This window comes from Mycobacterium sp. NGS68 (assembly GCF_059812195.1).
Map to the genome: position 1 here is coordinate 39,816 of NZ_JCALCE010000006.1, position 23,441 is coordinate 63,256.

Annotated in this window: 16 protein-coding genes and 1 pseudogene; 11 read left to right on the plus strand and 6 right to left on the minus strand. The window is 73.1% G+C overall.

Features of this window, described 5'->3' with window-relative positions; translation table 11 throughout:
* Nucleotides 1-85: 85 nt before the first annotated feature.
* The 6 genes and pseudogenes from AC5Y5V_RS09035 to AC5Y5V_RS09060 form a co-directional block, all read left to right on the plus strand.
* Nucleotides 86-1,352 (plus strand): annotated as a pseudogene (locus tag AC5Y5V_RS09035) (inorganic phosphate transporter); the annotation flags it as partial.
* Nucleotides 1,345-1,644 carry a hypothetical protein gene (locus AC5Y5V_RS09040; protein ID WP_499933069.1) on the plus strand — a complete coding sequence of 100 codons (300 nt, stop codon included), beginning with the start codon at nt 1,345-1,347 and terminating at the stop codon, nt 1,642-1,644. The pseudogene AC5Y5V_RS09035 and the gene AC5Y5V_RS09040, both read left to right, overlap by 8 nt.
* A gap of 59 nt (nt 1,645-1,703) precedes the next feature.
* Nucleotides 1,704-2,006 (plus strand): DUF3349 domain-containing protein, encoded by a 303-nt coding sequence (locus AC5Y5V_RS09045; protein ID WP_499933071.1) that lies wholly within the window; start codon nt 1,704-1,706, stop codon nt 2,004-2,006.
* Between the two features lie 68 nt (nt 2,007-2,074).
* The gene (gene menE / locus AC5Y5V_RS09050) at nt 2,075-3,148 is read left to right on the plus strand and encodes an o-succinylbenzoate--CoA ligase (RefSeq protein WP_499933508.1); all 1,074 of its coding nucleotides are present in this window, start codon (nt 2,075-2,077) and stop codon (nt 3,146-3,148) included.
* 11 nt (nt 3,149-3,159) lie between these two features.
* Entirely contained in the window at nt 3,160-4,506 is a 1,347-nt protein-coding gene (locus AC5Y5V_RS09055; protein WP_499933073.1) for a hypothetical protein, read from the plus strand.
* A gap of 6 nt (nt 4,507-4,512) precedes the next feature.
* On the plus strand, nt 4,513-5,781 hold the full coding sequence (locus AC5Y5V_RS09060) for an APC family permease (protein WP_499933075.1): 1,269 nt from the start codon (nt 4,513-4,515) through the stop codon (nt 5,779-5,781).
* Between the two features lie 43 nt (nt 5,782-5,824).
* Here AC5Y5V_RS09060 and AC5Y5V_RS09065 read toward each other — a convergent pair whose 3' ends face one another.
* Both AC5Y5V_RS09065 and AC5Y5V_RS09070 read right to left on the minus strand, forming a co-directional pair.
* The gene (locus AC5Y5V_RS09065; RefSeq protein ID WP_499933077.1) at nt 5,825-6,496 is read right to left on the minus strand and encodes a TIGR04282 family arsenosugar biosynthesis glycosyltransferase; all 672 of its coding nucleotides are present in this window, start codon (nt 6,494-6,496) and stop codon (nt 5,825-5,827) included.
* Entirely contained in the window at nt 6,493-7,149 is a 657-nt protein-coding gene (locus AC5Y5V_RS09070; RefSeq protein ID WP_499933079.1) for a glycosyltransferase family 2 protein, read from the minus strand. The genes AC5Y5V_RS09065 and AC5Y5V_RS09070 overlap by 4 nt, the downstream gene beginning before the upstream one ends.
* A 145-nt stretch (nt 7,150-7,294) precedes the next feature.
* Here AC5Y5V_RS09070 and AC5Y5V_RS09075 point away from each other — a divergent pair, with 145 nt between their 5' ends.
* Nucleotides 7,295-7,963 (plus strand): DUF4190 domain-containing protein, encoded by a 669-nt coding sequence (locus AC5Y5V_RS09075; RefSeq protein ID WP_499933081.1) that lies wholly within the window; start codon nt 7,295-7,297, stop codon nt 7,961-7,963.
* A 6-nt stretch (nt 7,964-7,969) separates the two neighbouring features.
* Here AC5Y5V_RS09075 and AC5Y5V_RS09080 read toward each other — a convergent pair whose 3' ends face one another.
* Complete coding sequence (locus AC5Y5V_RS09080) at nt 7,970-9,886, minus strand: DUF7159 family protein (protein WP_499933083.1); 1,917 nt, start codon at nt 9,884-9,886, stop codon at nt 7,970-7,972.
* Nucleotides 9,887-10,316: 430 nt separating this feature from the next.
* Here AC5Y5V_RS09080 and AC5Y5V_RS09085 point away from each other — a divergent pair, with 430 nt between their 5' ends.
* On the plus strand, nt 10,317-11,894 hold the full coding sequence (locus AC5Y5V_RS09085; RefSeq protein WP_499933085.1) for a DUF7937 domain-containing protein: 1,578 nt from the start codon (nt 10,317-10,319) through the stop codon (nt 11,892-11,894).
* A 425-nt stretch (nt 11,895-12,319) separates the two neighbouring features.
* On the opposite strand, the gene AC5Y5V_RS09090 is transcribed toward AC5Y5V_RS09085, so the two are convergent.
* Nucleotides 12,320-13,348 carry an NAD-dependent epimerase/dehydratase family protein gene (locus AC5Y5V_RS09090; protein ID WP_499933087.1) on the minus strand — a complete coding sequence of 343 codons (1,029 nt, stop codon included), beginning with the start codon at nt 13,346-13,348 and terminating at the stop codon, nt 12,320-12,322.
* Nucleotides 13,345-14,130 (minus strand): S-methyl-5'-thioadenosine phosphorylase, encoded by a 786-nt coding sequence (locus tag AC5Y5V_RS09095; protein ID WP_499933089.1) that lies wholly within the window; start codon nt 14,128-14,130, stop codon nt 13,345-13,347. The genes AC5Y5V_RS09090 and AC5Y5V_RS09095 overlap by 4 nt, the downstream gene beginning before the upstream one ends.
* Nucleotides 14,131-14,174: 44 nt before the next feature.
* Here AC5Y5V_RS09095 and AC5Y5V_RS09100 point away from each other — a divergent pair, with 44 nt between their 5' ends.
* The 3 genes from AC5Y5V_RS09100 to fabH all read left to right on the plus strand — a co-directional run bounded on the left by AC5Y5V_RS09100 (nt 14,175) and on the right by fabH (nt 23,034).
* Nucleotides 14,175-15,047 carry a 1,4-dihydroxy-2-naphthoate polyprenyltransferase gene (locus AC5Y5V_RS09100; RefSeq protein WP_499933091.1) on the plus strand — a complete coding sequence of 291 codons (873 nt, stop codon included), beginning with the start codon at nt 14,175-14,177 and terminating at the stop codon, nt 15,045-15,047.
* A 259-nt stretch (nt 15,048-15,306) separates the two neighbouring features.
* A complete protein-coding gene (locus AC5Y5V_RS09105; protein WP_499933093.1) occupies nt 15,307-21,825 on the plus strand; it encodes a PE family protein in 6,519 nt (2,172 codons plus the stop codon).
* A gap of 192 nt (nt 21,826-22,017) precedes the next feature.
* A complete protein-coding gene (fabH, locus tag AC5Y5V_RS09110) occupies nt 22,018-23,034 on the plus strand; it encodes a beta-ketoacyl-ACP synthase III (RefSeq protein WP_499933095.1) in 1,017 nt (338 codons plus the stop codon).
* 12 nt (nt 23,035-23,046) lie between these two features.
* Here fabH and AC5Y5V_RS09115 read toward each other — a convergent pair whose 3' ends face one another.
* Nucleotides 23,047-23,409: a DUF4229 domain-containing protein gene (locus tag AC5Y5V_RS09115; RefSeq protein WP_499933097.1), complete on the minus strand. Its 363-nt coding sequence runs from the start codon at nt 23,407-23,409 to the stop codon at nt 23,047-23,049.
* Nucleotides 23,410-23,441: the final 32 nt, after the last annotated feature.

Consider the following 23,441-nt stretch of genomic DNA (forward strand, 5'->3'; position numbering starts at 1 on the left):
ATCTGGCGACGAGTGCCGGTACACCCGCGATTAGCGACTCTCTCCATTCGACAATGGAAACCTCCGACCACCAGAATCAGGCGCTGTGAACATCGAATTGTTCCTTTTGATCATCGTCGTCATAACGGCACTGGCGTTCGACTTCACCAACGGCTTCCACGACACCGGCAACGCAATGGCGACCTCGATCGCCAGTGGCGCGCTTGCGCCCAAGGCCGCCGTCGCACTGTCCGCGGTGCTCAACCTGGTCGGCGCCTTCATGTCCACCGCCGTCGCCGCCACGATCGCCAAGGGCCTGATCGACGCCAACATCGTGACGCTGGAATTGGTGTTCGCCGGCCTGGTCGGCGGCATCGTCTGGAACCTGCTGACGTGGCTGCTCGGTATCCCGTCGAGTTCCTCGCACGCGCTGATCGGCGGCATCGTCGGCGCCACGATGGCGGCCGTCGGCGCCAGGGGGGTCATCTGGCACGGCGTGGTGTCTAAGGCGATCATCCCGGCGGTCGTCTCGGCGTTCCTGGCCATTCTGGTGGGCGCGGTGGCGACCTGGCTGGTGTACCGGGTCACCCGGGGTGTGCGGCAGGAGCGCACCCTGGCCGGGTTCCGGCGCGGCCAGATCGGCTCGGCGTCGCTGGTCTCGCTCGCGCACGGCACCAACGACGCCCAGAAGACGATGGGCATCATCTTCCTGGCGCTGATGTCCTACGGATCGATCAGCAAGAGCGCGGCCATGCCGCCGCTGTGGGTGATCGTGAGCTGCGCCCTGGCGATGGCTTCCGGCACCTACCTGGGCGGCTGGCGAATCATCCGCACCCTCGGCAAAGGGCTGGTCGAAATCCAGTCGCCGCAGGGCATGGCGGCCGAGTCCTCCTCCGCGGCAGTCATTCTGCTGTCCGCACACTTCGGGTACGCGCTGTCCACGACGCAGGTCTGCACCGGCTCGGTGCTGGGCAGCGGGCTGGGCAAGCCGGGAGGGGAGGTGCGCTGGGGCGTGGCCGGCCGGATGGCGACGGCGTGGCTGGTCACTTTGCCGCTGGCCGGGCTGGTCGGCGCGGTCACCTACTGGATCGTGCACCTGATCGGCGGCTACCCGGGCGCGATCGTCGGCTTTTCGCTGCTGGTCGCGGTCTCGGCGACCATCTACGTCCGGTCCCGCAAGGTCAAGGTCGACCACAAGAACGTCAACGACGACTGGGAAGGCAGCCTGACGGCCGGCCTGGACGGTTCGGACGAGCATTCGGACGCAAATCCGCCGCCGGATGGCGGTCCCAGGATCGACCTCCGATCCGCCCGGTACGGATCCGACCCCGACTCGCAGGACACCGTCGGGGCGAGGAACGCGTCATGAGCCACTTCAGCGAATGGTTCAACTACGGGGCCACTCTCAAGATTCTGGTCTTCAGCATGCTGGCGGGCGCCGCGCTGCCGGGTCTGTTCGCGCTCGGGATCCGGCTGCAGGCCGTCGGCGCCGGTGAGGTCGGCACCGACAACTCCCCCACGCAGCGCAACCCCGTGTTCATCGCGATCGCCTGGGCCATCTACGCCCTGGTGCTCGCGGTAATCGTCGTCGCGTTGCTTTACATCGCCCGGGATTTCATCGCCCACCACAGCGGGTATCCCTTTCTGGGCGCCAAACCCAAGTAGCATCGACTGCGTCGTCGTCCTGCGAAGTTGCCTAACCCCCCTGTGGGAGGGATAGCAAAGTGAACCGATTCCTCAGTTCGGTCGTCTCGTGGTTGCGCGCGGGGTACCCGGAAGGCGTTCCGGCGACAGATACCTTCGCGGTGCTCGCGCTGCTGTCCCGCCGCCTGACCAACGACGAGGTCCTGCTGGTGGCCCAGGACCTGATCCGGCGCGGTGAGTTCGACAAAATCGACATCGGCGTCGCCATCACCCAGATCACCGACGAGTTGCCGGCGCCGGACGACATCGACCGGGTCCGGACACGGCTGGCCGCCAAGGGCTGGCCGCTCGATGACGCCCGCGAGAACGGGGAGCGCGCATAGGCGCCCTGCGTGCGCTGAGCGTCCCCCCGGGCGGCGCCGCCCACGTGCTGCTACCCGCTCTGCGCCGGGTGCTGGCCGGCCGTGACGCCGCGCTGGTGCCGGTAGCGGCGGGACACCAGCCCCATCCCGCGTTGCGGGTCGGCGACGACATCGACGACGACGTGGCCCTCGTGGTGAGCACGTCGGGGACCACCGGCACACCCAAGGGTGCCCTGCTGACCGCCGCCGCGCTGACCGCCAGCGCGCGCGCCACCCACGAGCGCCTCGGCGGCCCCGGCAGCTGGTTGCTGGCCGTGCCGCCCTATCACATCGCCGGGGTGCAGGTTGTGGTGCGCAGCGCGCTCGCTGACTCGGCGATCGTCGAACTGGACGTGTCGGGAGGCTTCGACGTCGCCGAATTGCCTCGTGCGATACGGCGATTGGGCGCCGGGCGACGCTACACCTCGCTGGTGGCCAACCAGCTGGCCAAGGCGCTCGCCGACCCGGCGGCCACCGCCGCGCTCGCGGAGCTGGACGCCGTGCTGATCGGCGGCGGCCCGCTGCCGGCGCCGCTTCGGGATTCCGCCGCGGCCGCCGACATCGCGGTGGTGCGCACCTACGGGATGAGCGAGACCGCGGGCGGCTGCGTGTACGACGGGGTCGCGCTGGACGGGGTGCGGATGCGCGTGTCGACGGATAGCCGCATCGAGCTCGGCGGCGCCACGCTGGCGAGGGGCTACCGCAACCCGGTGGACCCCGACCCGTTCGCGGACCCGGGTTGGTTTCGCACCGACGACTATGGCGCCTTGGATGATTCGGGTGAACTGACCGTGCTGGGCCGCGCCGACGACGCGATCAGTACCGGCGGGCTGACCGTGCTGCCCGGGCCCGTCGAGGCCGCGCTGGGCAGCCATTCCGCGGTCGCCGACTGCGCCGTATTCGGGCTGCCCGACGCCCGGCTGGGTCAGCGGGTGGTGGCGGCGGTCGTGGTGCGTGACGGCTGTGTGGCGCCGACGCTGGACGGGCTGCGCGATCATGTGGCACGCACGCTGGACGCCACCGCCGCGCCGCGCGAGTTGCACATCGTCGACGCGCTGCCGCGCCGCGGGATCGGCAAGGTCGACCGGGCGGCGCTGGTGCGCCGCTTCGCCGCCGAACAATAGGCTGGTCGGTCGTGAGGGTTGCTCGGCGTGAACTGGCCGCGGTGGCCGCCGGGGTGGTTCTGGTCGGGGCGGCGGCGGTGTTGCCGCGGATGCACTGGGGGATCGACCCGCGCCGCGACATCGGCCTGGAGCGATTCGGTACCCGGGCCGGCGCCGCGCCGATCTTCGGCTACTGGGACGCCCACGTCGGCTGGGGCACGGTTCCGGCGATCCTGATCGCGGTCGCCGTGGTGGTGTGGGGAACGGCCGTCGCACAACGGCTTTCGTGGCGGATGCTGACGCTGTGCAGCTGGGTCACCGCCTGCGCGTGGGCGTTTTCGCTGGCGATGATCGACGGCTGGCAGCGCGGCTTCGCCGGCCGGTTGACCACCCGCGACGAATACCTGTCGCAGGTTGGGTGCATCACCGACATTCCGGCGACGCTGCGGGGCTTCGCGAGCCGCATCGTCGACTTCCAGCCGAACTCGTGGGTGACGCACGTGTCGGGGCATCCGCCGGGCGCCCTGCTGACGTTCGTCTGGCTGGACCGGATCGGCCTGCGCGGCGGCGCCTGGGCCGGGCTGCTGTGCCTGCTCGTCGGCTCCAGCGCGGCCGCGGCGGTCGTGGTCGCGATCCGGGTGCTGGCCGACGAGCGGACCGCGCGCCGCGCCGCGCCGTTCGTCGCGGTGGCGCCGACGGCGATCTGGGTCGCGGTGTCGGCCGACGGGTACTTCGCCGGCGTCGCGGCCTGGGGCATCGCGCTGCTGGCGCTGGCGATCCACGGCCGGTTTCCCGCGCTGACGGGCGCCGCGGCGGGCCTGCTGCTGGGTTGGGCCGTGTTTCTCAGCTACGGCCTGCTGTTGATGGGGCTGCCGGCCGCCGCGGTGCTCGCGTCGGCCGCCGACTGGCGCAGGGCGCTGCGGGTGCTCGGTCCGGCCGTGCTGGCGGCGATGGCCGTGGCGGCGACGTTCGCCTTGGCCGGATTCGACTGGTTCGATGGCTATACGCTTGTGCAGCAACGCTATTGGCAGGGCGTGGCGAAGGACCGGCCGTTCCAGTACTGGTCCTGGGCCAATCTGGCGTGCGCGGTGTGCGCGGCGGGGCTGGGGAGCGTCGCCGGCCTCAGCCGGGCATTCGACCTGTCGGCCTTGCGCCGTCGTTCCGGCTTGCAGCTACTGCTGTTGGCGACCCTGGCCGCGATCGTCTGCGCCGACGTGAGCATGCTGAGCAAGGCCGAGACCGAACGGATCTGGCTGCCGTTCACCATTTGGCTCACGGCGGCGCCGGCTCTGCTGCCGGTCCCGTCGCACCGGCTGTGGCTGGCGCTCAACGCCGCCGGGGCACTCCTGTTGAACAGCGTCATCTTCACGAACTGGTAGGCACACGTGGCAGAGCAGCAACCGGGATTGGCACGTCGGCTCGGCACGACGGACGCGGTGGTGATCGGGCTCGGATCGATGATCGGCGCCGGGGTGTTCGCGGCGTTTGGTCCGGCCGCCCGCGCGGCCGGGGGCTATCTGCTGATCGGGCTGCTGATCGCCGCGGCCGTCGCGTACTGCAACGCCACCGCGTCGGCGCACCTGGCCGCGGTCTATCCGACCTCGGGCGGGACCTACATCTACGGGCGGGAACGCCTCGGCGAGTGGTGGGGCTTCATCGCGGGGTGGGGATTTGTCGTCGGCAAGACCGCCTCCTGCGCGGCGATGGCGCTGACCGCGGCCAGCTACGCGGTCCCCGGACCGTGGTGGCTGCAGCGAATCGTCGCCGTGACCGCGGTGCTGGCGCTGGCCGCGCTGAACTACCGCGGGATCACCAAGACCGCGCTGCTGGCGCGAATTCTGGTGGCGTGCACGCTGGTCAGCCTGGTCGCGGTGGTGGCGGGGATCCTTATCGCCAGGCCGGCGCGGCCGGATTTCGGCGCCTGGCCGGGCGCGACGAGCTACGGCGTGCTGCAGTCGGCGGGGCTGCTGTTTTTCGCGTTCGCCGGCTACGCGCGGATCGCGACGATGGGTGAGGAGGTGCGGAATCCGGCCCGCACCATCCCGAAGGCGATCAATCGCGCGCTGGCGATCGCGGTGGCGATCTACCTGGTCGTCGGGGTCGCCGCGCTGTGGGCCGCGGGGCCGCAGCGGCTCGCCCGTGCGGCGGCACCACTGGCCGAAGCGGTCCGGGCCGCCGGCGCCGGCTGGTTGGTGCCCGTCGTGGCAGTGGGCGCGGCGCTGGCCAGTCTCGGCGCCCTGCTCGCGCTGATCGCCGGGCTCGGACGTACCACCATGGCGATGGCTCGCCATCGGGACCTGCCCGGGTGGCTGGCCGGCGTTCACCCGCGCTATCGAGTGCCCCACCACGCAGAGCTGGCGCTGAGCGCGGTCGTCTGCATCCTGGTGGCCGTCGTCGACCTGCGCGGGGTGATCGGGTTCTCGTCGTTCGGGGTGCTGATCTACTACGCGATCGCCAACGCCGCCGCCTACACGCTGCCCGCATCCGCTGCCCGGCCGCGGCGGTGGCGCGTCCTGAACGTCTGCGGGCTCGCCGGCTGCCTGCTGCTGGTCAGCACCCTGCCCTGGCAGTCGGTGGTGACCGGCCTGGCGATGTTCGCCGTCGGGATCGCAGGGCGGCCGTTCCTCCGGCGAGCAGACGCAAAGGCCCCCTAAAACCCGCCATTTCGGGTGCTTTTGCGTCTGCTCGGCAGGGTTGTCAGAGGCCGGCCGCGCGGGTGGCGCGGGCGAAGCGGCCGTCGGGTGGGCAGGCGTCGCGCACGGCCGCGACGTCGTCGAGGACGTCGAAGTCCGCCAGCCGGTCCACAAGTTCGACGTCGATGCCGTTGTCGCGCAATGCCTTCAGCGTGAGTTCGCCGGTGTCGGGCAGCGACATCGGGACGCTTCGCAGGCATTCGGCCATAGCAGGCGTGCTCACCCCGAGCACCCACCAGCCGCCGTCGCACGCCGGCCCGAGCACGGCCTGGGCAGCCAGCAGCCGGCGCGCGCAGGCGGCCAGCAGGTCGGCGCCGACCTGTGGGGTGTCCATGCCGATCTGCAGCACCGGATGCCCTCCGGGGAGCGTGCCCGCGTCGGCGTGGGCGTTGGCGAGCCGATCGGCGAAGCCGTCGCCGCGCTGAGCGGTCACCGTGAACGCGGCGAGCCTTCGGCGGATCTCGTCGCCGCGCGCGGCGGCGTCCAGGTCGCCGGTCAGCGCCACCACCCGCCCCGCCACCGGCGCGGCCGCCACCGCGTCCAGGGTGTCCAGCAGCGCGGCGGCGGCGATATCCGCGGCGACCCGGTCCCCCACCGTCGCCGCCAGCCTGGTCTTGGCCAGACCCGGCTCCGGCGCCTTGGCGACCACCAGCACGGTCACCGGCAGGCCGCTCACGAAATCACCTTCCAGAAGTCCAGGATCGCAATGACGCTGCCCCGCAGCGAGCCGCTCACCTTCGATTTGCCGCCCGTGCGTGGGCCGTAGGTGATGTCCAGTTCGACCACCCGCCAGCCGGCCGCCGCGGCGCGAACCAGCAATTCCAGCGGATACCCCGAGCGCCGGTCGGCGACACCGAGATCCAGCAGGTCCTGCCGTCGGGCCACCCGCATCGGCGCGATGTCGTGCACCGGCAGGCCGTGCCGGGTGCGCAGCCGCCAGCTCATCACCACGGTGCCCACCCGGGCGACCCAGGGCCAGTGCAACCCGGGCACCGGCCGTCGGCGACCGGTCACCAGGTCCGCGCCCCGGTCGAGTTCGGCGACCAGCCGGGGCAGGTCAGCGGCGTCCATCGAGCCGTCGGCATCGATCACCGCCACCACCGGCGTCGTCGCCGCGACCACGCCCGCATGCACCGCCGCGCCGTACCCGGGCCGCGCCTCGGCGACCACGTCGGCGCCGTGCCGCCGGGCGACCGCGGCGGTGTCGTCGGTGCTGTTGTTGTCGACCACCAGCGCTCGGTAGCCGTCGGGAATCGCGGCCAGTACCGCCGGCAGCGACTCCTCCTCGTTGAGGCATGGGAGCACCACCGTGACCGCGTCGCCGGGCATGGCATCCGACACTATCGTTCGGGATTTCGATCGCGCGGTCCCCCACAGGGCTGTGGTTAACTGTGGCCCGAAGTGCAGAGGGGGTGCTGCACCGGTATCGGTAGCTGGCCCCGCCGAAAGCCGTACGCGACCAGAGGAAGCACCGATGCAACCCTTCGACGACCACACCCAGGCGGCCCCGTTCCAGTCGCCCGGCTATCCGCCCCCGCCGGGGGGCTATTCCCCGCCGCCGGGCGCCTATCCACCGCCGCCGGGCCCCTATTCCCCATATCCGGCACCACGGCCGACCAACACCATGGCCATCGCGGCGCTGGTGTCCTCGCTGCTGATCGCGCCGCTGGGCATCGTGTTCGGCCACATCTCGCTCTCCCAGATCAAGCGGACCGGCGAAGACGGCCGGGGCCTGGCGCTGGCGGGCACGATAATCGGTTACATAGGAACCGCTTTCGGCATTCTCACGCTGGTCTTCGTGGTGGGGATCTGGGGCGTGCTGGCCACTTCCGTGCACCGCGCCGGCCGCAACCACACGTACTACCCGACGCCGACGACATCGTATTCGCCGGTCGGCGTGCCGGATTCGTCCGCGGAGGCGATCAAGAACGCGGCCGTCGGCGATTGCATCCGGCGGGTGTCGGGCGCGAAGCGAAGCGACGGCACCCAGGACGTGACGGTCTACCCCGCCACCTGCGGCTCGAGCAGCGCCACCGACAAGGTCATCAAGCGCACCAACAGCACACTCAATTGCAGCGGCCCCTGGGTGCAGACGAAGGCCTATTCGCCGCCGATCGTCCTCTGCCTGTCCAAGCTGCGCTAGAACCCGCTAGCGCCGGGTGGGCGCGGGAAACAGCGGCTTGGGCTGCTGCGGCACGGGCGCCTGCGGTACCTGCGGTTTAGGCGGCGCAAACGTCGGTATCTGCGGCGCCTGCGTCTGCGGCACTTGCGGTTTGGGCTGCGGCGCCACCGTGGGCTGCGGCGCGACCGTCGGCGCCTTGGTCGGCGGCACCGTCGGCGCGACCGTGGGCTGCGGCGCCTGCGTCGGCGCCTTCGTCGGCGCCGCCGTGGTCGGCACCTGCGTCACCGTCGGAGGAGCCGTCGTCACCTTCGCGGTCGGGGGCGCCGTGCTCGGCTGCGGCACCTGCGACGTGCTGGGCGCCTTGCTGGTCGGGATCGGCGTCGACGGCCCGGACGGTGTGTTCGACGGTGTCGACGGCACCAACGGCTTGGTCGACGGCGTCACCGGCGTGCTCGTCGGCACCAGCGGCTGCTTGGTCGTCGGGGTCAGCCCCGACGGCGTCGGCTGCGGCGTCGAGCCCGACGGGATAGCCGGCGTCGTCGTCACGATCGGCGGCCGGAACGGCGGCGGCACGAAGATCGGCGGCGGCCGCCAGCCCGGGAAGGGAATGAAGATCGGGACCGGGATCGGCAACCTCGGGTCCGGCAGGAAGCCGGGCACCGGCGCGGGCACCACGGGCGCGACCGGGACGGGCGCCACCGGCGCCGCCGGCACACCGCCGCCGCTGGGCGCCAGCATCTGCGGGGGAATGTAGCCGTTGCTGTCCGGGATGACGCCGCCCTGGTAGCCGGCGTTGGGCGAGTCGGCCGCGGGCAGGGGCACCGGCGCCTGCTGCTGCGTCGGCAACAGCGGCATGAATTTGCCCGGGGCGGCGTTCTGATGGCCCACCACCGGCTGGGACGCCGCGGTCGGCCGAACCGTGACCGCCACCGCGACGGCCAGCGACGCGAGCCCGATCACCGCGAACGCCACCACGGCGTTGCCGATCAGCAGCGACCCGCGGCTGAGCTTCACCGGGCCGGTCTCGGCGTCCTCGTCTACGTCGTCGTATTCGTCGTATTCGCCTTCGTCGGCGTAGTCGTCCATCTCGACCGGCAGCAGCTCGTGCTCCCCCGCCATCGAGTAGGCCAGCTGCGGTTCCGAGGGCGCCGGGTCCGCGACCGGCGCGGAGGGCGTGTAGGCCGTCGCGTCGTCGGCATAAGGCGAGTCGGCCGATGCCGGGACGTAGGCCGTCGCGTCCCCGGTGAGCTGAGGCGACGCCGGGACGTAGGCCGTCGCGTCCCCGGCGAGCATGGGCGAGGCCACCATCGTCGCGGGCAGGGCCGACATTGCGGCGCCGCGGGCCAGCGCGAACGTGGGGTCCTCGGGCACCGAGACCCGCATCGTCGAGTCCTGGAGTTGGTCGGCAACCTGCGAGGTGAGTTCGGACGACGAGCCCACCAGGTAGACATCGCGCGGCTGATCACCGAGCCGGGCCATCATGGTGTCCAGCGCGCCGGTGGCCTCTTCGCCGGCAAACGACCCCAGCACCGTCGGCGGGGAAGACGGGTCCTCGGCCGTCAGCGCTGGCGCCAGCAACGTCGCCGCCTCGTCGCCGACCACGAGAACGGCGGATCCGGGCGCGGCGGTGGTGCGCATCAGGGCCGTGGCGGCCTGCGGCTCGTCGAGCACCGCGACGTTGTGGACACCGGAATCCTCCAGCATCCGCCGCAGCGTGTCCGTGCTGGGGACGTCCGACCAGCACAAACGGGTGGCGACCAGCCGGTGGTTCTCCTCGGCCAACAACCGGTTGGTGCCGACGACGGTCTCGGCCAGCGTCTCGATTGGACGGTCAGCCAGGTCGACGACCGATTGGTCGATGACACCGCCGCCGCCGACACCCGAACCGACAAGCGCCAAGCGGGCGACGCGGTCCGCGACCGCTACCCCCAAAACGACGTCCACCGCGGCTCTCCTTCACCTGGCCACCCCGCAACCAGCAATGTCTGAAAATCATTACACTGCGACAGTCGGCAGTATCCAGCATTAGGATTAGATTCGCCTATGAACGCAGCTTAGCCAGGCTTCGGCCAGTTTTTCACAGCGCTGAGCGGTGGCCGCGGAGCAGCCTTATTAGGCATCTGCTGTGGATTTGCCCGCGCAGCCACTGCCATGCCGTTCGAACGGAGAATATGGTCTCAGTAGAGCATCCGCACCTGTGCTCAGCGCCGGCAGTTTCCATCCTTGATATCCGGGGGGCCTTGTGAGCCAGAGCAGCGACGAACCGCCTACGGGTCCGATCCGCGGGCAGGGTCAGGTCGCGCCGGGGCCCGCGCCCGTGCCAGCGCCGGCGTCCGCGCCGTCGGCGCCAGGGCCCGCGCCAGCGCCAGCGTCTGTGCCGTCAGCGCCCGTGCCGTCGGCGCGGCGCAACGTCCGCCGCGACCTGATCGCCGTCGGCCTGCTCCTCATCGCCGGCGCGTTGCCGTGGAACCTGTACTTCGGCGCCGGCGTGCCGAACAGCAGCACCATCCTGTTCGCGGCGTTGGGCGCCGTGACGGTGCTGTCTTTGGTGGCCATCGCGGCCCCGGTGGGCCGGCTGCGTGTCCTGCTCAACGTGCCGTATTGGCTGCTGGTGCTGGGCTTCATCGGATACGACGCGTTCGAGACGGTTCGCTCCGGCGGTGGCGTGCACCTGTCGGGTGGCGTCGGGCCCGGGGCGTGGCTGGGGATGGTCGGCTCGGTGCTGAGCGTGCAACCGTTGATCACCCGCGCGCCCGCGGAGGGCCAGCCCGTCAAGGCCGCCCGGCTGATCGGCTTCGCGTCGCTGATCGGTGCGACGCTCAGCACGGGGTACAACCTGTTCTGGCGAGTGCGGTTCGCCCTGCACGACGCGTCCGGCGCCGACTTCGGCAAGCAGAACATCTCGGTGATCGTCACCGCGACGGTATACGGGCTGGTGGCGTTGATCGCGGTCATCGTCGCGTCGCGCTGGCTGCTCAAGAACGCCAAGGCGAGCCAGCTCGCGCTCGTCGGGCTCGGGGCGTCGACGCTGGTGGCCGGCCTGCTGGTGTGGTTCCTCCCCGTCGGGCGCGACATAGACGCCTTCCACGGCATCGCCCAGAACACGTCGACCGCGGGGGTCGGCTACGAGGGCTATCTGGCCTGGGCCGTCGCCGCCGCGATCTTCGCGCCGCGCGTGCTGCCCGGCTACCGCAAGGGCGGCCCGCCCGACGCCGGCCCGTGGCTGGCGGCGGCTCGGCACGGCCTCGCGCTGATCGTCGTGTGGTGCCTGGGGTCGGTCCTGATGCGGATCACCGACTATGTGGTCGCCGTGATTTTGAACTACCCCTACTCGCGCTACGACACCATGACCCTGGCCGCCTTCGACCTGGCGACCGCGGCCGTGGCGATGTGGTTCCGGTCCAAGCTCGGCAAGGGCGCCGGTTCGGCGCGGCTGGTCAGGGCGCTGGGAGGTCTGCTCGTCACGTTCGGCGTGGCCCGCGTCGTGATGGGCGTGCTGCTGGCGCCGCGGTTCGCATCGATCCCCGGCGGCGGCCCGTCGAACCACCCCGTCTACGGCAACAACCTGGCCCAGCAGATCACCAGCACCTTCGACGTAACGCTGTGCGGGCTGGCGCTGGGCATACTGCTGGCCGCGATCGTCGCGGGCAGGCTCAGCGGTCGACGGCCGCGGCGCCGCAGGCGCCGTCCGGTGCACGCCGCCCGGCCCGTGGGCCCCGCGGGGTCTGCCCCGCCGTCGGCGTCAGCGACGACGCGCATCCCCGCCGGGCCCGGCCTGGGCTCGCCGCCGCGCACCGGCCCCGTGCCGCAGCTTGCCGGCTCCGGTGCTGGTGCTGGCGCTGGGTCGCCGCGGATCTTCCGCGGCGACGACTCTGCCACCCGGCAGATATCGCTGCGGCCGCCGCCCGCTCAGGGCCCGCCGCCGAAGATCTTCCGGCCGCCGTCGAGCTAGCGGCGCTTGGGGTTTGGGCGTCGGCGTTTGCCGCCGCGAGGGCGCTCAAAATTGCGGCCATGCCCGCGAAGGCGCTCAAAATTGCGGCCATCCCCGCAATTTCCCGACAGTTTGAGGCCCCTCGCGGCGGCCCGACCGGCCAGCCCGTCGCTCGCCCCGACACGCCGCCCGGACCGGCATTATGTGCACTCTCACCGCGGCCAGCTGGCAGATGTGATCGCGAGGGCGCTCAAAATCGCGGCCATGCCCGCGAGGGCGCTCAAAATCGCGGCCATACTCGCAATTTCCCGGCAATTTGAGGCCCGTCGCGGCGGCGCGACCGCCCAGCCCGTCGCGGCGGCGCGACCGCCCAGCCCGTCGCGGCGGCCCGACCGGCCAGCCCGTCGCTCGCCCCGACACGCAGCCCGAACCGGCATTATGTGCAACTAGCGCAGCGGCGCGAACGCGAATTCCCGCAGACCGTCGCGGGGGTCGACAGCTGCGCGAAAGCCCAGCCGCTCGGCGGCCCGGCGCGGATCGGCGACGATATGTCGCACGTCGCCGCTGCGATACTGCCCGGTGACGACGGGTGTCAGCTCGGGCCCACGGGCGTCGCACAGGGCGGCGGCCACCTCGGCAATCGAGATGGGCCGACCGGAGCAGACGTTGAACGCCGAGAAACCGTCCGCGACGGCGGTCGCCGAGACGTTGGCCGCAGCCACGTCGTCGACGTGGACGAAGTCGCGCATCTGCCCGCCGTCCTCGAAAACCTGTGGCGGCTCTCCCTTTTCGAGGGACGACCGGAAAATCGCCGCCACCCCGGAGTAGGGGGTGTCGCGCGGCATGCCCGGGCCGTAGACGTTGTGGTAGCGCAGCGCCACCACCGAGCCGCCGGTCGCCTCCGACCACGCCAGCGCGTAGTGCTCCTGTGCGGTCTTGCTCGCGGCATAGAGGCTGCGCGGGCGGAGCGGAAAGTCCTCGTCGACCAGCCGCCAGTCCACCGGCTCCGCGCACACCGGGCAGCGATGCTCGAAGCTTCCGGCGTCGAGGTCGGCGCGCCGCCGCGGCAACGGATCGACCAGGCCATGCGAGGGGCAGGCGTACCTGCCCTGCCCGTAGACCACCATCGACGACGCCAGCACCAGCCGCCGAACCCCCGCCGCGAACATCGCCGCCAGCAACACCGTGGTGGCGAAGTCGTTGTGACTGCCGTAGGCGGGCGCGTCGGCGGCGTTGACCCCGGCACCCACCATCGCGGCCTGATGACACACCAGATCCACCCCGGCAAGCAGCGGGGCCAGCGCGTCGGCGTCGCGGACGTCGGCCCGACGGCAGTCCGGCGGCAATACCGGGTGCGCCCCGTGCGCGGCGGGCAGCAGGGCGTCGACGGCGACGACCTCGTGACCCGCGGCCCGCAGCGCGGCGTCCACCCGCGACCCGATGAAACCGGCCGCGCCGGTGAGCAGCACCCTCACGGCAGCTCGAAGGGCAGCGTGACGCCGGTGTGCGCGAGGCAGTGGGTACAGGCCCGTTCGGCCTCGACCCGGCCGACGGCCGCCCGCACCAGCTCCTTGAACGGCTCGATGTTGCGCTGGAATTGCGCGAACACGTCGACGGCCTTCACCCCCTCGCCCGCCGCCACGCCGGCGTCCAGGTCGGTGACCAAAGCAATTGCCGCATAGCATATTTCGAGTTCCCGAGCCAGCACGGCCTCCGGGTAGCCGGTCATGTTGACCAGGCTGAACCCGGCGGAGGCAAACCAGCGGCTCTCGGCGCGGGTGGAGAACCGCGGACCCTGGATCACCACCATGGTGCCGCCGTCGAACACCCGGGGCACACCGGCCGTCCCAATGACCGAGGCCCGCAGCGTCGGGCAGTACGGGTCGGCGAAGTCGACGTGGACGGCGCCGGAGTCGAAGTAGGTGTCGGCGCGGCCGGTGGTCCGGTCGACCAGCTGGTCGGGCACCACGACCACGCCGGGTCCATGCTCGGGCCGCAGGCTGCCGACCGCGCACGGCGCGAACACCCGTCGTACCCCGAGCGCGCGCAGCGCCCACATGTTGGCCCGGTACGGCACGGTGTGCGCCGAGTATTCGTGGTTCGCGCCGTGACGCGGCAGGAAGGCGACCTCGCGGCCGGCGACGGCGCCGACGGTGATCGGCGCGCTGGGCTTGCCGTACGGGGTCTCGGGGTGCACTTGACGGGTGTCGTGCCCGAAGAACGTGTAGAAACCGCTGCCGCCGATCACTCCGAGCATGCGCCCATTGTGGTGCATGGGGCGCGATGCCTTACTTTGCCTCTGTGGCCACATTCGCCCAGTGGATCGCCGGCGCGCGCCCCCGCACCCTGCCCAATGCCGTGGCGCCCGTGGTGGCGGGCACCGGCGCGGCGGCCTGGCTGCACTCCGCGGTGTGGTGGAAAGCGCTGCTGGCGCTGGTCGTCGCGGTGGGGATGATCATCGGGGTCAACTACGCCAACGATTACTCCGACGGCATCCGCGGCACCGACGACGACCGCGCCGGCCCGATGCGGCTCGTCGGCTCGCGGCTGGCCACCCCACGCGCGGTACTGACCGCCGCGCTGGTGAGCCTGTTCCTCGGTTCGCTGGCCGGGCTGATCCTGGCGCTGGTCAGCGCGCCGTGGCTGGTGGCGGTCGGCATCGGCTGCGTCATCGGCGCGTGGCTGTACACCGGCGGATCGCGGCCCTACGGCTACGCGGGGTTCGGCGAGCTCGCGGTGTTCGTGTTCTTCGGCCTGATCGCCGTCCTGGGCACGCAGTTCACCCAGGCGCTGCGGGTGGACTGGGTGGGCGCGGTGCTGGCGGTGGCGACGGGGGCGTTGTCGTCGTCGGTGCTGGTGGCCAACAACCTGCGGGACATCCCCACCGACGCGCAGTCGCAGAAGATCACCCTGGCCGTGCGCCTCGGCGATGCCCGCACCCGCGTGCTCTACCAGACGCTGCTCGCGGCGGCCGGGGCGCTGACGCTGGCGCTGATGCTTGCGACGCCGTGGTGCGCCGTGGGGCTGGTCGCCACGCCGCTGGCGCTGCGTGCCGCCGGCCCGGTGCGGTCCGGGCGTACCGGCCCGGCGCTGATCCCGGTGCTGCGCGACACCGGTCTGACGATGGTGGTGTGGGCGGTGGCCGTCGCGACCGCGCTGGCGCTGGCCGCTTAACAGGAGGCAGTCGCTCCTACGTCAAGCCGCGTCTGATCTGAATTTGTGAGCGGTTTAGAGGCGAAGAGATTCCGTCGCAGCGACCCCGTGGGCCCCATCGCTCACACCGATAACTTCGATTTCCCCGGGGCAACGAATGAATTTGGCATGAATTTCGGCAATCATGTGGAATCTTGGAGAATTTCGCGTATTTTGCCACGCTCTGTCACATACTTGTGCCCAAGTCGCGTCCGGGAGACCCCGGCCGATAGGAGCCCGCATGTCATCGTTAGTGGTCGTCGCCCCTGACGTCTTGGCAGCGGCATCATCGGATCTGACGGTCATCGGGTCGGCGATCAGGTCCGCGAACGCCGCGGCTGCAGGCCCCACGACGCATCTGCTGGCCGCGGGCGGCGATGAGGTGTCCCAGGCGATCGCGGGATTGTTTGGGACCTATGCCCGGGAGTATCAGTCGCTGACCGCCCAGGTCGCGCTGTTTCACGAACGATTTGTCGGGGCGCTGAGCGCGAGTGCGGGCGATTACGCGTCCGCTGAGGCGGCCAACACTCCACTGCTGACAACGCTGGGACAGGATTTCCTGGCTGTGATCAACGCGCCCACCGAGCTGGCGTTGGGGCGCCCGCTGGTCGGCGACGGCGCCAACGGGGCGCCGGGCACCGGGCAAGCCGGCGGAGCGGGTGGGATCCTGTACGGCAACGGCGGCAACGGTGGGTCGGGTGCGCCGGGTAAGGCTGGCGGGGCGGGCGGGACCGCGGGCTTGATCGGCAACGGCGGCAACGGCGGGGCTGGCGGGACGGGTGTGGTTGGCACCGCGGGGAGCAACGGCAGCGACGGCGGCGGCGGCGGCGCCGGTGGTGCGGGCGGGGTGGGGGGCCGCGGCGGGTTGCTGTCCGGCAACGGCGGCAGCGGCGGCCAGGGCGGTACCGGCGGGGTTGGCGGCACCGGGGGCGACGGCCTGGACGGCGCGACCGGGGTGCAAGGAAGCAACAGCGGCGCCGGCGGCACAGCCGGAGACGGCGGCAATGGCGGTATGGGTGGTCGCGGCGGGGCCGGCGGGGCCGGCGGCGCCGCAGGCTTGAGCGGCGGGATAGCGGGGGCCAGCGGCAACGGGGGCAGCGGCGGGGCCGGCGGCAGCGCCGGCACCGGCGGGACCGGTGGCGCGGGAGCGGAAGGCACCGCTCAATTCCTCGATGGCGGAGCGGGTGGCAGCGGCGGTAACCCCGGAGCCGCAGGGGTCGGGGGTGCCGGAGGGGCCGCCGGAGGCACCGGGGCCCACGCCGGCGCGACAGGCGTGAACGGTGCCGCGGTGACGACCGGCGGCAACGGCGGCGCCGGTGGCGACGGCTTCAACCCCACCAAAACCGACAACACCGCCGCCGGCGATGGCGGGGCGGGCGGCACCGCCGGCGAATACGGCAACGGCGGCGCCGGAGGCGCTGGCGGACACGCCATCAAAGTCGGCGACACGGGCGGCAACGGAGGGACCGGCGGCACTGGGGGGTCGTTATCCGGGAACGGCGGCGCCGGCGGCGCGGGAGGCGCCGGCGGCGCAGGCGACGCGAATACCGCTCCCGGTACAGGCGGCAAGGGCGGCGCCGGCGGCGACGCCCAGGTGGTCGGCAACGGCGGCGCCGGCGGTGCCGGTGGTGCCGGCGGCGCCGGGGCAAAGGGCGGCGGCGGTGCCAGCGGCGGCGGCGACTCGAGCGGCGGCGACTCCGGCGACAGCGGCGGCACGGGTGGCGCCACCACAACCCCCGGCAACGGCGGCCCCGGTGGCATCGGTGCCACCGGCGGCACCGGCGGCACCGGCGGGACGGGTGGCGCCGGCGGCGCGGGCGGTTCGCAATCGGGTGACGGCGGCGTCGGCGGCGTCGGCGGGACCGGCGGAGCGGGCGGCATTGGCGGCACCGGCGGAACCGGCGGAAACGGCGATCCCACCTCGACCGGCAATGGCGGTATGGGCGGTACCGGCGGCGTCGGCGGCACTGGCGGCGCCGGGGGCCAAGGCGGGGTCGGCGGACACGTGGCCGCCGGCGGCTCGGGGCACGACGGCGTCGGCGGTGCGGGCGGCACCGGTGGTGCCAGCGGAGCAGGCGGTGAAGGTGGGACGGGTGGCGACGCCGTCGCCGGGCTCGGCGGCGATCCCGGAACCGGCGGCAGCGGCGGGGAGGGCGGTGACCCTGGCGCCACCGGCGGCCTCGGTGGGCAGGGCGGCGCCGGCCTCAGCAAAGGCGCCCTCGGCGGCAATGGCGCGGCGTCCAACGTTGGTGGTGACGGCGGCACCGGCGGCAAAGGCGCCGACGCCACCACCCCGGGTGGCGCCGGTGGTACCGGCGGGGCCGGAGGCAACGGTGACCCGAACTTCAACGACGACGGCGGCACCGGCGGTCAGGGCGGTGCCGGCGCCAAAGGCACGTCCAGCATGGGCCCGGGCATCGGCGGGACCGGTGGGGCCGGCGGCGACGCTGGGTTGGTCGGTACCGGAGGCACCGGCGGCAAGGGCGGCACCGGCGGGATCGGCGCGTCCGGGGCTGACGGCAGCGTCGGCAGCGCGCCCGGCGCCACGGGCGGCACCGGTGCCGACGGCGGCGCCGGGGCCAGCGGCGGCACCGGCGGAATCGGCGGTGTGGGCGGCACGGTGTCGGGCAATGGTGGCCTGGGCGGGTCCGGCGGCACCGGCGGCTCGGGCGGCGCAGGCGGCGAGGGCGGTACCGGCGCCGACGGCAATCCCACCGGCAGCGGCGACGGCGGCACCGGCGGCACCGGCGGCGGCGGCGGAGAGGGTGGCACCGGCGGCCAAGGTGGGGCCGGCGGCAGCCTGGCTGTCGGCGTGCAGGGTGGCCTGACTCAGGGCGCGCCGGTCATCGGCGCCGGCGGCGCTGGCGGGGCCGGCGGCGCCAGCGGGCAGGGTGGTGATGGCGGTACCGGCGGCGGCGGCGTGGTGAACAGCAGCGGCGCCGCCGGCGGCGGCGGCACCGGCGGCCAAGGCGGCGACCCCGGCAGCACCGGCGGCCAGGGCGGGCAGGGCGGCTCTGGGTACACCGTCGGCGTGCAGGGTGACACTGGTGGTCTTTCCACCACCGGCGGGGACGGCGGCACCGGTGGCAAAGGCGCCGATGCGACCACCGCCGGAGCCACCGGCGGCGCGGGCGGGACCGGCGGAAACGGCGCCCCGGGCGCGGACGACAACGGCGGCACCGGCGGTCAGGGCGGCGCCGGCGGCAAAGGCAGCAGCGACAAGGCGCCCGGTGTCGGCGGCACCGGCGGGACCGGCGGCGACGCCGGGTTGAACGGAAAGGGCGGCACCGGCGGACAAGGCGGCACCGGCGGGATCGGCGCGCCAGGCGCGAACGGCGGCGACGCCGCCGACCCAGGTGGCACCGGCGCCAACGGGCTTACCGGCGGTACGGGCGCCGACGGCGGCGTCGGCGGTCAAGGAGGGTTAGGCGGCTCGGTGTCCGGCGACGGCGGGGCGGGTGGCGTCGGCGGCACCGGCGGCGCGGGCGGGACTGGTGGCACCGGCGGCACCGGCGGAAATGGTGTCGTGGCGGCCGACGGCACCGGCGGAACCGGAGGAATTGGCGGCACCGGCGGCGTCGGCGGCGTCGGAGGCCAAGGCGGGGCAGGCGGCCACGTGGCCGTCGGCGGCTCAGGTCATGACGGCGTCGGCGGCGCAGGCGGGGCCGGTGGTTCGAGCGGCCAAGGCGGACAGGGCGGCACCGGCGGCGACGGCGTCGTTACCGGTGGTGGTGCCGCTGGTACCGGCGGCACCGGCGGCCAGGGCGGTGACCCGGGGACCACCGGCGGTGCCGGCGGCCAAGGCGGCGGCGGCTCGGCGCCTGGCGATCACGGCGCGACCGGTGGTCTGGCCACCAGCGGTGGGGACGGCGGCACAGGCGGCAAAGGGGCAGACGCCACCGCCCTGGGGGCCACCGGCGGCGTCGGCGGCGTTGGGGGTGTCGGCGGGGAATACGGCGGCGGTGGCACTGGCGGGCAAGGCGGACAAGGCGGCAAGGGTACCGACGCCACCGACCCCGGCGGCGGCGGCACCGGCGGTGCCGGCGGCCGCGGAGGCGGCGACTACGGCAAGGGCGGCACAGGCGGGCAAGGGGGGCAAGGTGGCACCGGGTTTACCGGCGATGACTCCGACGCCGCCGGCGGAACCGGTGGCACTGGCGGCACGGGCGGTGCCGGCGGAACCGGCGGTGCCGGCGGTAGTGGCGGTCTGGTCTCCGGAGACGCCGGCGACGGTGGGCCCGGTGGCAAGGGTGGTACCGGCGGCGACGGGGGCAAAGGTGGCGACGGCGTCAACGGCGCCAACGCCGTCGGCGGGACCGGCGGTACCGGCGGCACCGGCGGAGAGGCCGGCCAGGGCGGTAGCGCAGGGACCGCAACCGGTACCGGCAAAGATGGTAACTCGGGTGCCGTGGGCACCGGGGGCGACGGCGGCGACGGCGGCAACGGCGGCGTGGGCGCCAACGGCACGCCCGGCGCCGCGGGCGGCGGCAAAGGCACCGCTGGCGACGACGGCGGCCCGGGCGGCCAAGGCGGCCAAGGCGGATCAGCCGACTTGGGCGGCACCAACGGCGACGGCGGCAAGGGCGGCCAAGGTGGACAGGGTGGCACTGGCGGCGACGGCGGCACCGGTGTCGCCACCGGCACCGGTGGGACCAGCAACGGCACGTTCCACGCGAATGCCGTTGTCGGGGGCGGCGGTGGTGGCGGCGGCAATGGCACCCCAAACACCACCGGCGGTGACGGCGGCAACGGCGGCAACGGCGGTGCCGCCGGCGCTGGTGGCGACGCCGGCACCGGGGACGGCAAGGCGGGACAGGTGGGCGACGTCGGCACCGGCGGCACCGGCGGTACCGGCGGCAGAGGCGGACTGGGCGGCCAAGGCAGCACCGGCGCGTCCGGTGGCGGCCAGGGCGTCGACGGCTATGTCGGCGGCGCGGGCGGACAGGGCGGCCAGGGCGGCGCGGCAGCCGCCGGCGGCACCAACGGCGACGGCGGCAAAGGCGGCACCGGCGGCGACGGCGGGACCGGGGGAACCGGGGGCTACGGCCTCACCGACGACCTCGTCAGCAGCAATGGCGGAACCGGCGGAACCGGCGGAACCGGCGGTGCGGGTGGCCTCGGCGGCTTCGCCGGCACTGGCGCGGGCAAGGCGGGCGGCATCGGCAATGCGGGCGACGGCGGCAACGGCGGCACGGGCGGTCTCGGCGGCGATGCCGGCTACGGGACCTACGGCGGCGTTGGCCAGGACGGCGGCCCCGGCTACACCGGCGGCGCGGGTGGCAACGGCGGCCAGGGCGGCACGTCCGGCTACGGCGGCACCAACGGCAACGGCGGCAACGGCGGCAACGGCGGATACGGCGGTGATGGCGGCCAGGGCGGCTACGGCCAAAGTGGTCCGGGCGGCAACGGCGGCAACGGCGGCACGGGTGGCGCGGCCGGCCTCGGAGGCGCGCCCGGCGACAGCGGCGGCAAGCCCGGAGACGCGGGCCACGCCGGCACCGGCGGTACCGGCGGCAACGGCGGCGATGGTGGCGGCGGCGCGATCGGCACGGCTGGCACCGATGGCAAGGATGGCGGTCTCGTGAGCGCAGGCGGGGCCTCTACCAGCGGCAGCGACGGCTACGACGGCGGAGCGGGGGGGCAAGGTGGCCAGGGCGGCGCCGCACCCGTCGGCGGCACCAACGGCAACGGCGGTCACGGCGGCAACGGTGGATATGGCGGCGATGGCGGTCAGGGCGGCAACGGCGGTAACGGTGGTGACGGCGGCGTCGCCTCCGACGATCCTTTCCTACAACTGGGCACCGGCAACGATGGCGGCAGCGGCGCGGCCGGCAGTGACGGCGGCAACGGCGGTAACGGCGGCGCGGCGGGGGGCGGCGGCGCTGCAGGTGCCGGCGCTGGCGTCGCCGGCACCGTCGGCAACACCGGGGTCGGCGGTGGTGGCGGGAACGGCGGCAAGGGGGGCAGCGGCGGTAGCGGCGGGTTCGGCGACACCGCGAGCACCGCGGGGGGGACGGGCGGCGTCGGCGGCAACGGCGCCGGCGGCGGCCAAGGGGGCGACGGCGGGCGCGGCGGCGATGCCAGTGGGCCGGGCGGGACGGCGGGTGCCGGCGGTAACGGTGGCCAGGGCGGCGCCGCGGGGGACGCAGGCGCCGGCGGAGTGGGCGGTTACACCCTAAGCGCAGACGGCCCCGGCGGTGACGGCGCCAAGGGCGGAACCGGCGGCTTGGGTGGCAATGCCGGCCAAGGCGGCCAAGGCGGTGATGGAACAAACGGTTCCACCGCGGGCAGTGGCGGTGGAGGTGGCGTGGGTGGTTCCGGCGGCGACGGCGGTGCCGGCGGCTCCGGCGGAACCGGCGGCACTTACGGCGTCAGTGGCTCGGGCGCCGCAGGCGGCGACGGCGGCGACGGCGGTAACGGAGCCGCCGGTGGGGCGGCCGGCTCCGGCCCTGGCGGCGCTCAAGGGGTCGCCGGCGCGGGCGGCGGCGGCGGCAACGGGGGCACCGGCGGCAGTGGCGGAGACTTCTTCGACCCTGCCCTGGGAGCCGTTGGCGGCACCGGTGGGAATGGCGGCAACGGCGGCAACGGAGGCACCGGTCCGGGTGCCACCGGCCAGGGCGGCAACGGCGGTGACGGCGGATACGGCGGTGGACCCGGCTACGGCGAGTCGAGCCGGGGCGGCGACGGCGGCGACGGCGGAAGACCCGGCGGTGCCGGCGGTCAAGGTGGAAACGATGCCGCCAACGGCTCTAACGGCTGATCTGATCGGGCCTCGTCACCGACGCCGGAGGGTACCCGCGACTCCTGGTCAGGGCGGGCACCCGGCATTGCGCTCCCGCTGGTGGTGAACTTCCCGATGGCGGCGATTTTGGGGGCTTTCGCGTCTGCTCGCGCGGACATGTCTACAGTCGATCACGGTGACTAGCCCAGCTAAGAGCAAACGAGGACCGGCATGACGGAGATCGCCACGGCCAGTGGGGTCAAGAGCATCGGGATGCTCAGCGTCGGGGCTTACCGCCCCGAGCGGGTGGTCACCAACGAGGAGATCTGCGAGAACATCGACTCGTCCGACGAGTGGATCTACACCCGCACCGGCATCAAGAGCCGCCGCTTCGCCGCCGACGACGAATCCGCCGCGTCCATGGCGACCGAGGCGTGCCGGCGCGCCCTCAAGAACGCGTCACTGGCCGCGTCCGACATCGACGGTGTGATCTTCACCAGCAACACCCATTTCCTGCAGACGCCGCCGGCCGCGCCGATGGTCGCGGCGGCCCTGGGCGCGAAGGACATACTTGGCTTCGACCTGTCCGCCGGCTGCGCCGGGTTCGGCTACGCCCTCAGCACGGCCGCCGACATGATCCGCGGCGGGGGCGCCACCAAGATGCTGGTTGTCGGCACCGAAAAGCTCTCCCCCACCATCGACATGACCGACCGCGGCAACTGCTTCATCTTCGCCGACGGCGCCGCCGCGGTCGTAGTGGGCGCGACACCCACCCAGGGCATCGGGCCCACAGTCGCGGGCAGTGACGGCGAACAGTCCAGCGCCATCCGCCAGGACATCGACTGGATCACCTTTGCGCAGAACCCGAGTGGCCCACGCCCCTTCGTGCGACTGGAAGGCCCCGCGGTGTTCCGCTGGGCGGCGTTCAAGATGGGCGACGTCGGGCGCCGCGCGCTGGAACTAGCGGGCGTCGGACCGGATCAGATCGACGTCTTCGTCCCGCACCAGGCCAACAGCCGCATCAACGAGCTGCTGGTCAAGAACCTGAAGCTGCGGGAGGACGTCGTCGTCGCCAACGACATCGAACACGCCGGAAATACCTCGGCGGCGTCCATCCCGCTGGCCATGGCAGAACTGATGACGACGGGCGCGGCCCAGCCGGGCGACTTGGCCCTGCTGCTCGGCTACGGTGCTGGTCTGAGCTACGCCGCACAGGTAGTGCGGATGCCGCAGCACTTCGACACGTAGCCGCCAGCGGCGTCAGTCCCCGTCCGGCTCGTCGGACACCTCGGATTCGTCGGGCACGTCCTCACCGCGCAACCGGGCGCGCAGCTTGTCCCGTTCCGCGCGCCGACGCTCACCGGCGACCGCCAGCGCCGCGGTGGCGCGGCGGCGCAGCGGGGCGAAGATCCAGATCCCCAGCGGCATCGCGATGACGAACGCGAACAGCGCCGCGACGACGACGGGGAACTGCCGGACCCCCAGGATCAGCGCCACCCCGTAAATCGCGCACCCGACCACCACCACCAGCAGCAGCCGCAACGCGGCGTAGAGCAGCACGTCGAGCGCCACTCGGTCCCTGGTGGCATCCCCTGTGGCGGGGCCGTTCCGCGCTTTTGACACAGCTAGAGACTACGGCGCAGGTATATTCGCTC

Coding starts and splice junctions, on each gene's coding strand:
- AC5Y5V_RS09075 (WP_499933081.1), top strand. CDS start 7,295: ATGCAACCCTTCGACGACCACACCCAGGCGGCCCCGTTCCAGTCGCCC.
- AC5Y5V_RS09040 (WP_499933069.1), top strand. CDS start 1,345: ATGAGCCACTTCAGCGAATGGTTCAACTACGGGGCCACTCTCAAGATT.
- AC5Y5V_RS09095 (WP_499933089.1), bottom strand. CDS start 14,130: ATGCTCGGAGTGATCGGCGGCAGCGGTTTCTACACGTTCTTCGGGCAC.
- AC5Y5V_RS09105 (WP_499933093.1), top strand. CDS start 15,307: ATGTCATCGTTAGTGGTCGTCGCCCCTGACGTCTTGGCAGCGGCATCA.
- fabH (WP_499933095.1), top strand. CDS start 22,018: ATGACGGAGATCGCCACGGCCAGTGGGGTCAAGAGCATCGGGATGCTC.
- AC5Y5V_RS09070 (WP_499933079.1), bottom strand. CDS start 7,149: ATGCCCGGCGACGCGGTCACGGTGGTGCTCCCATGCCTCAACGAGGAG.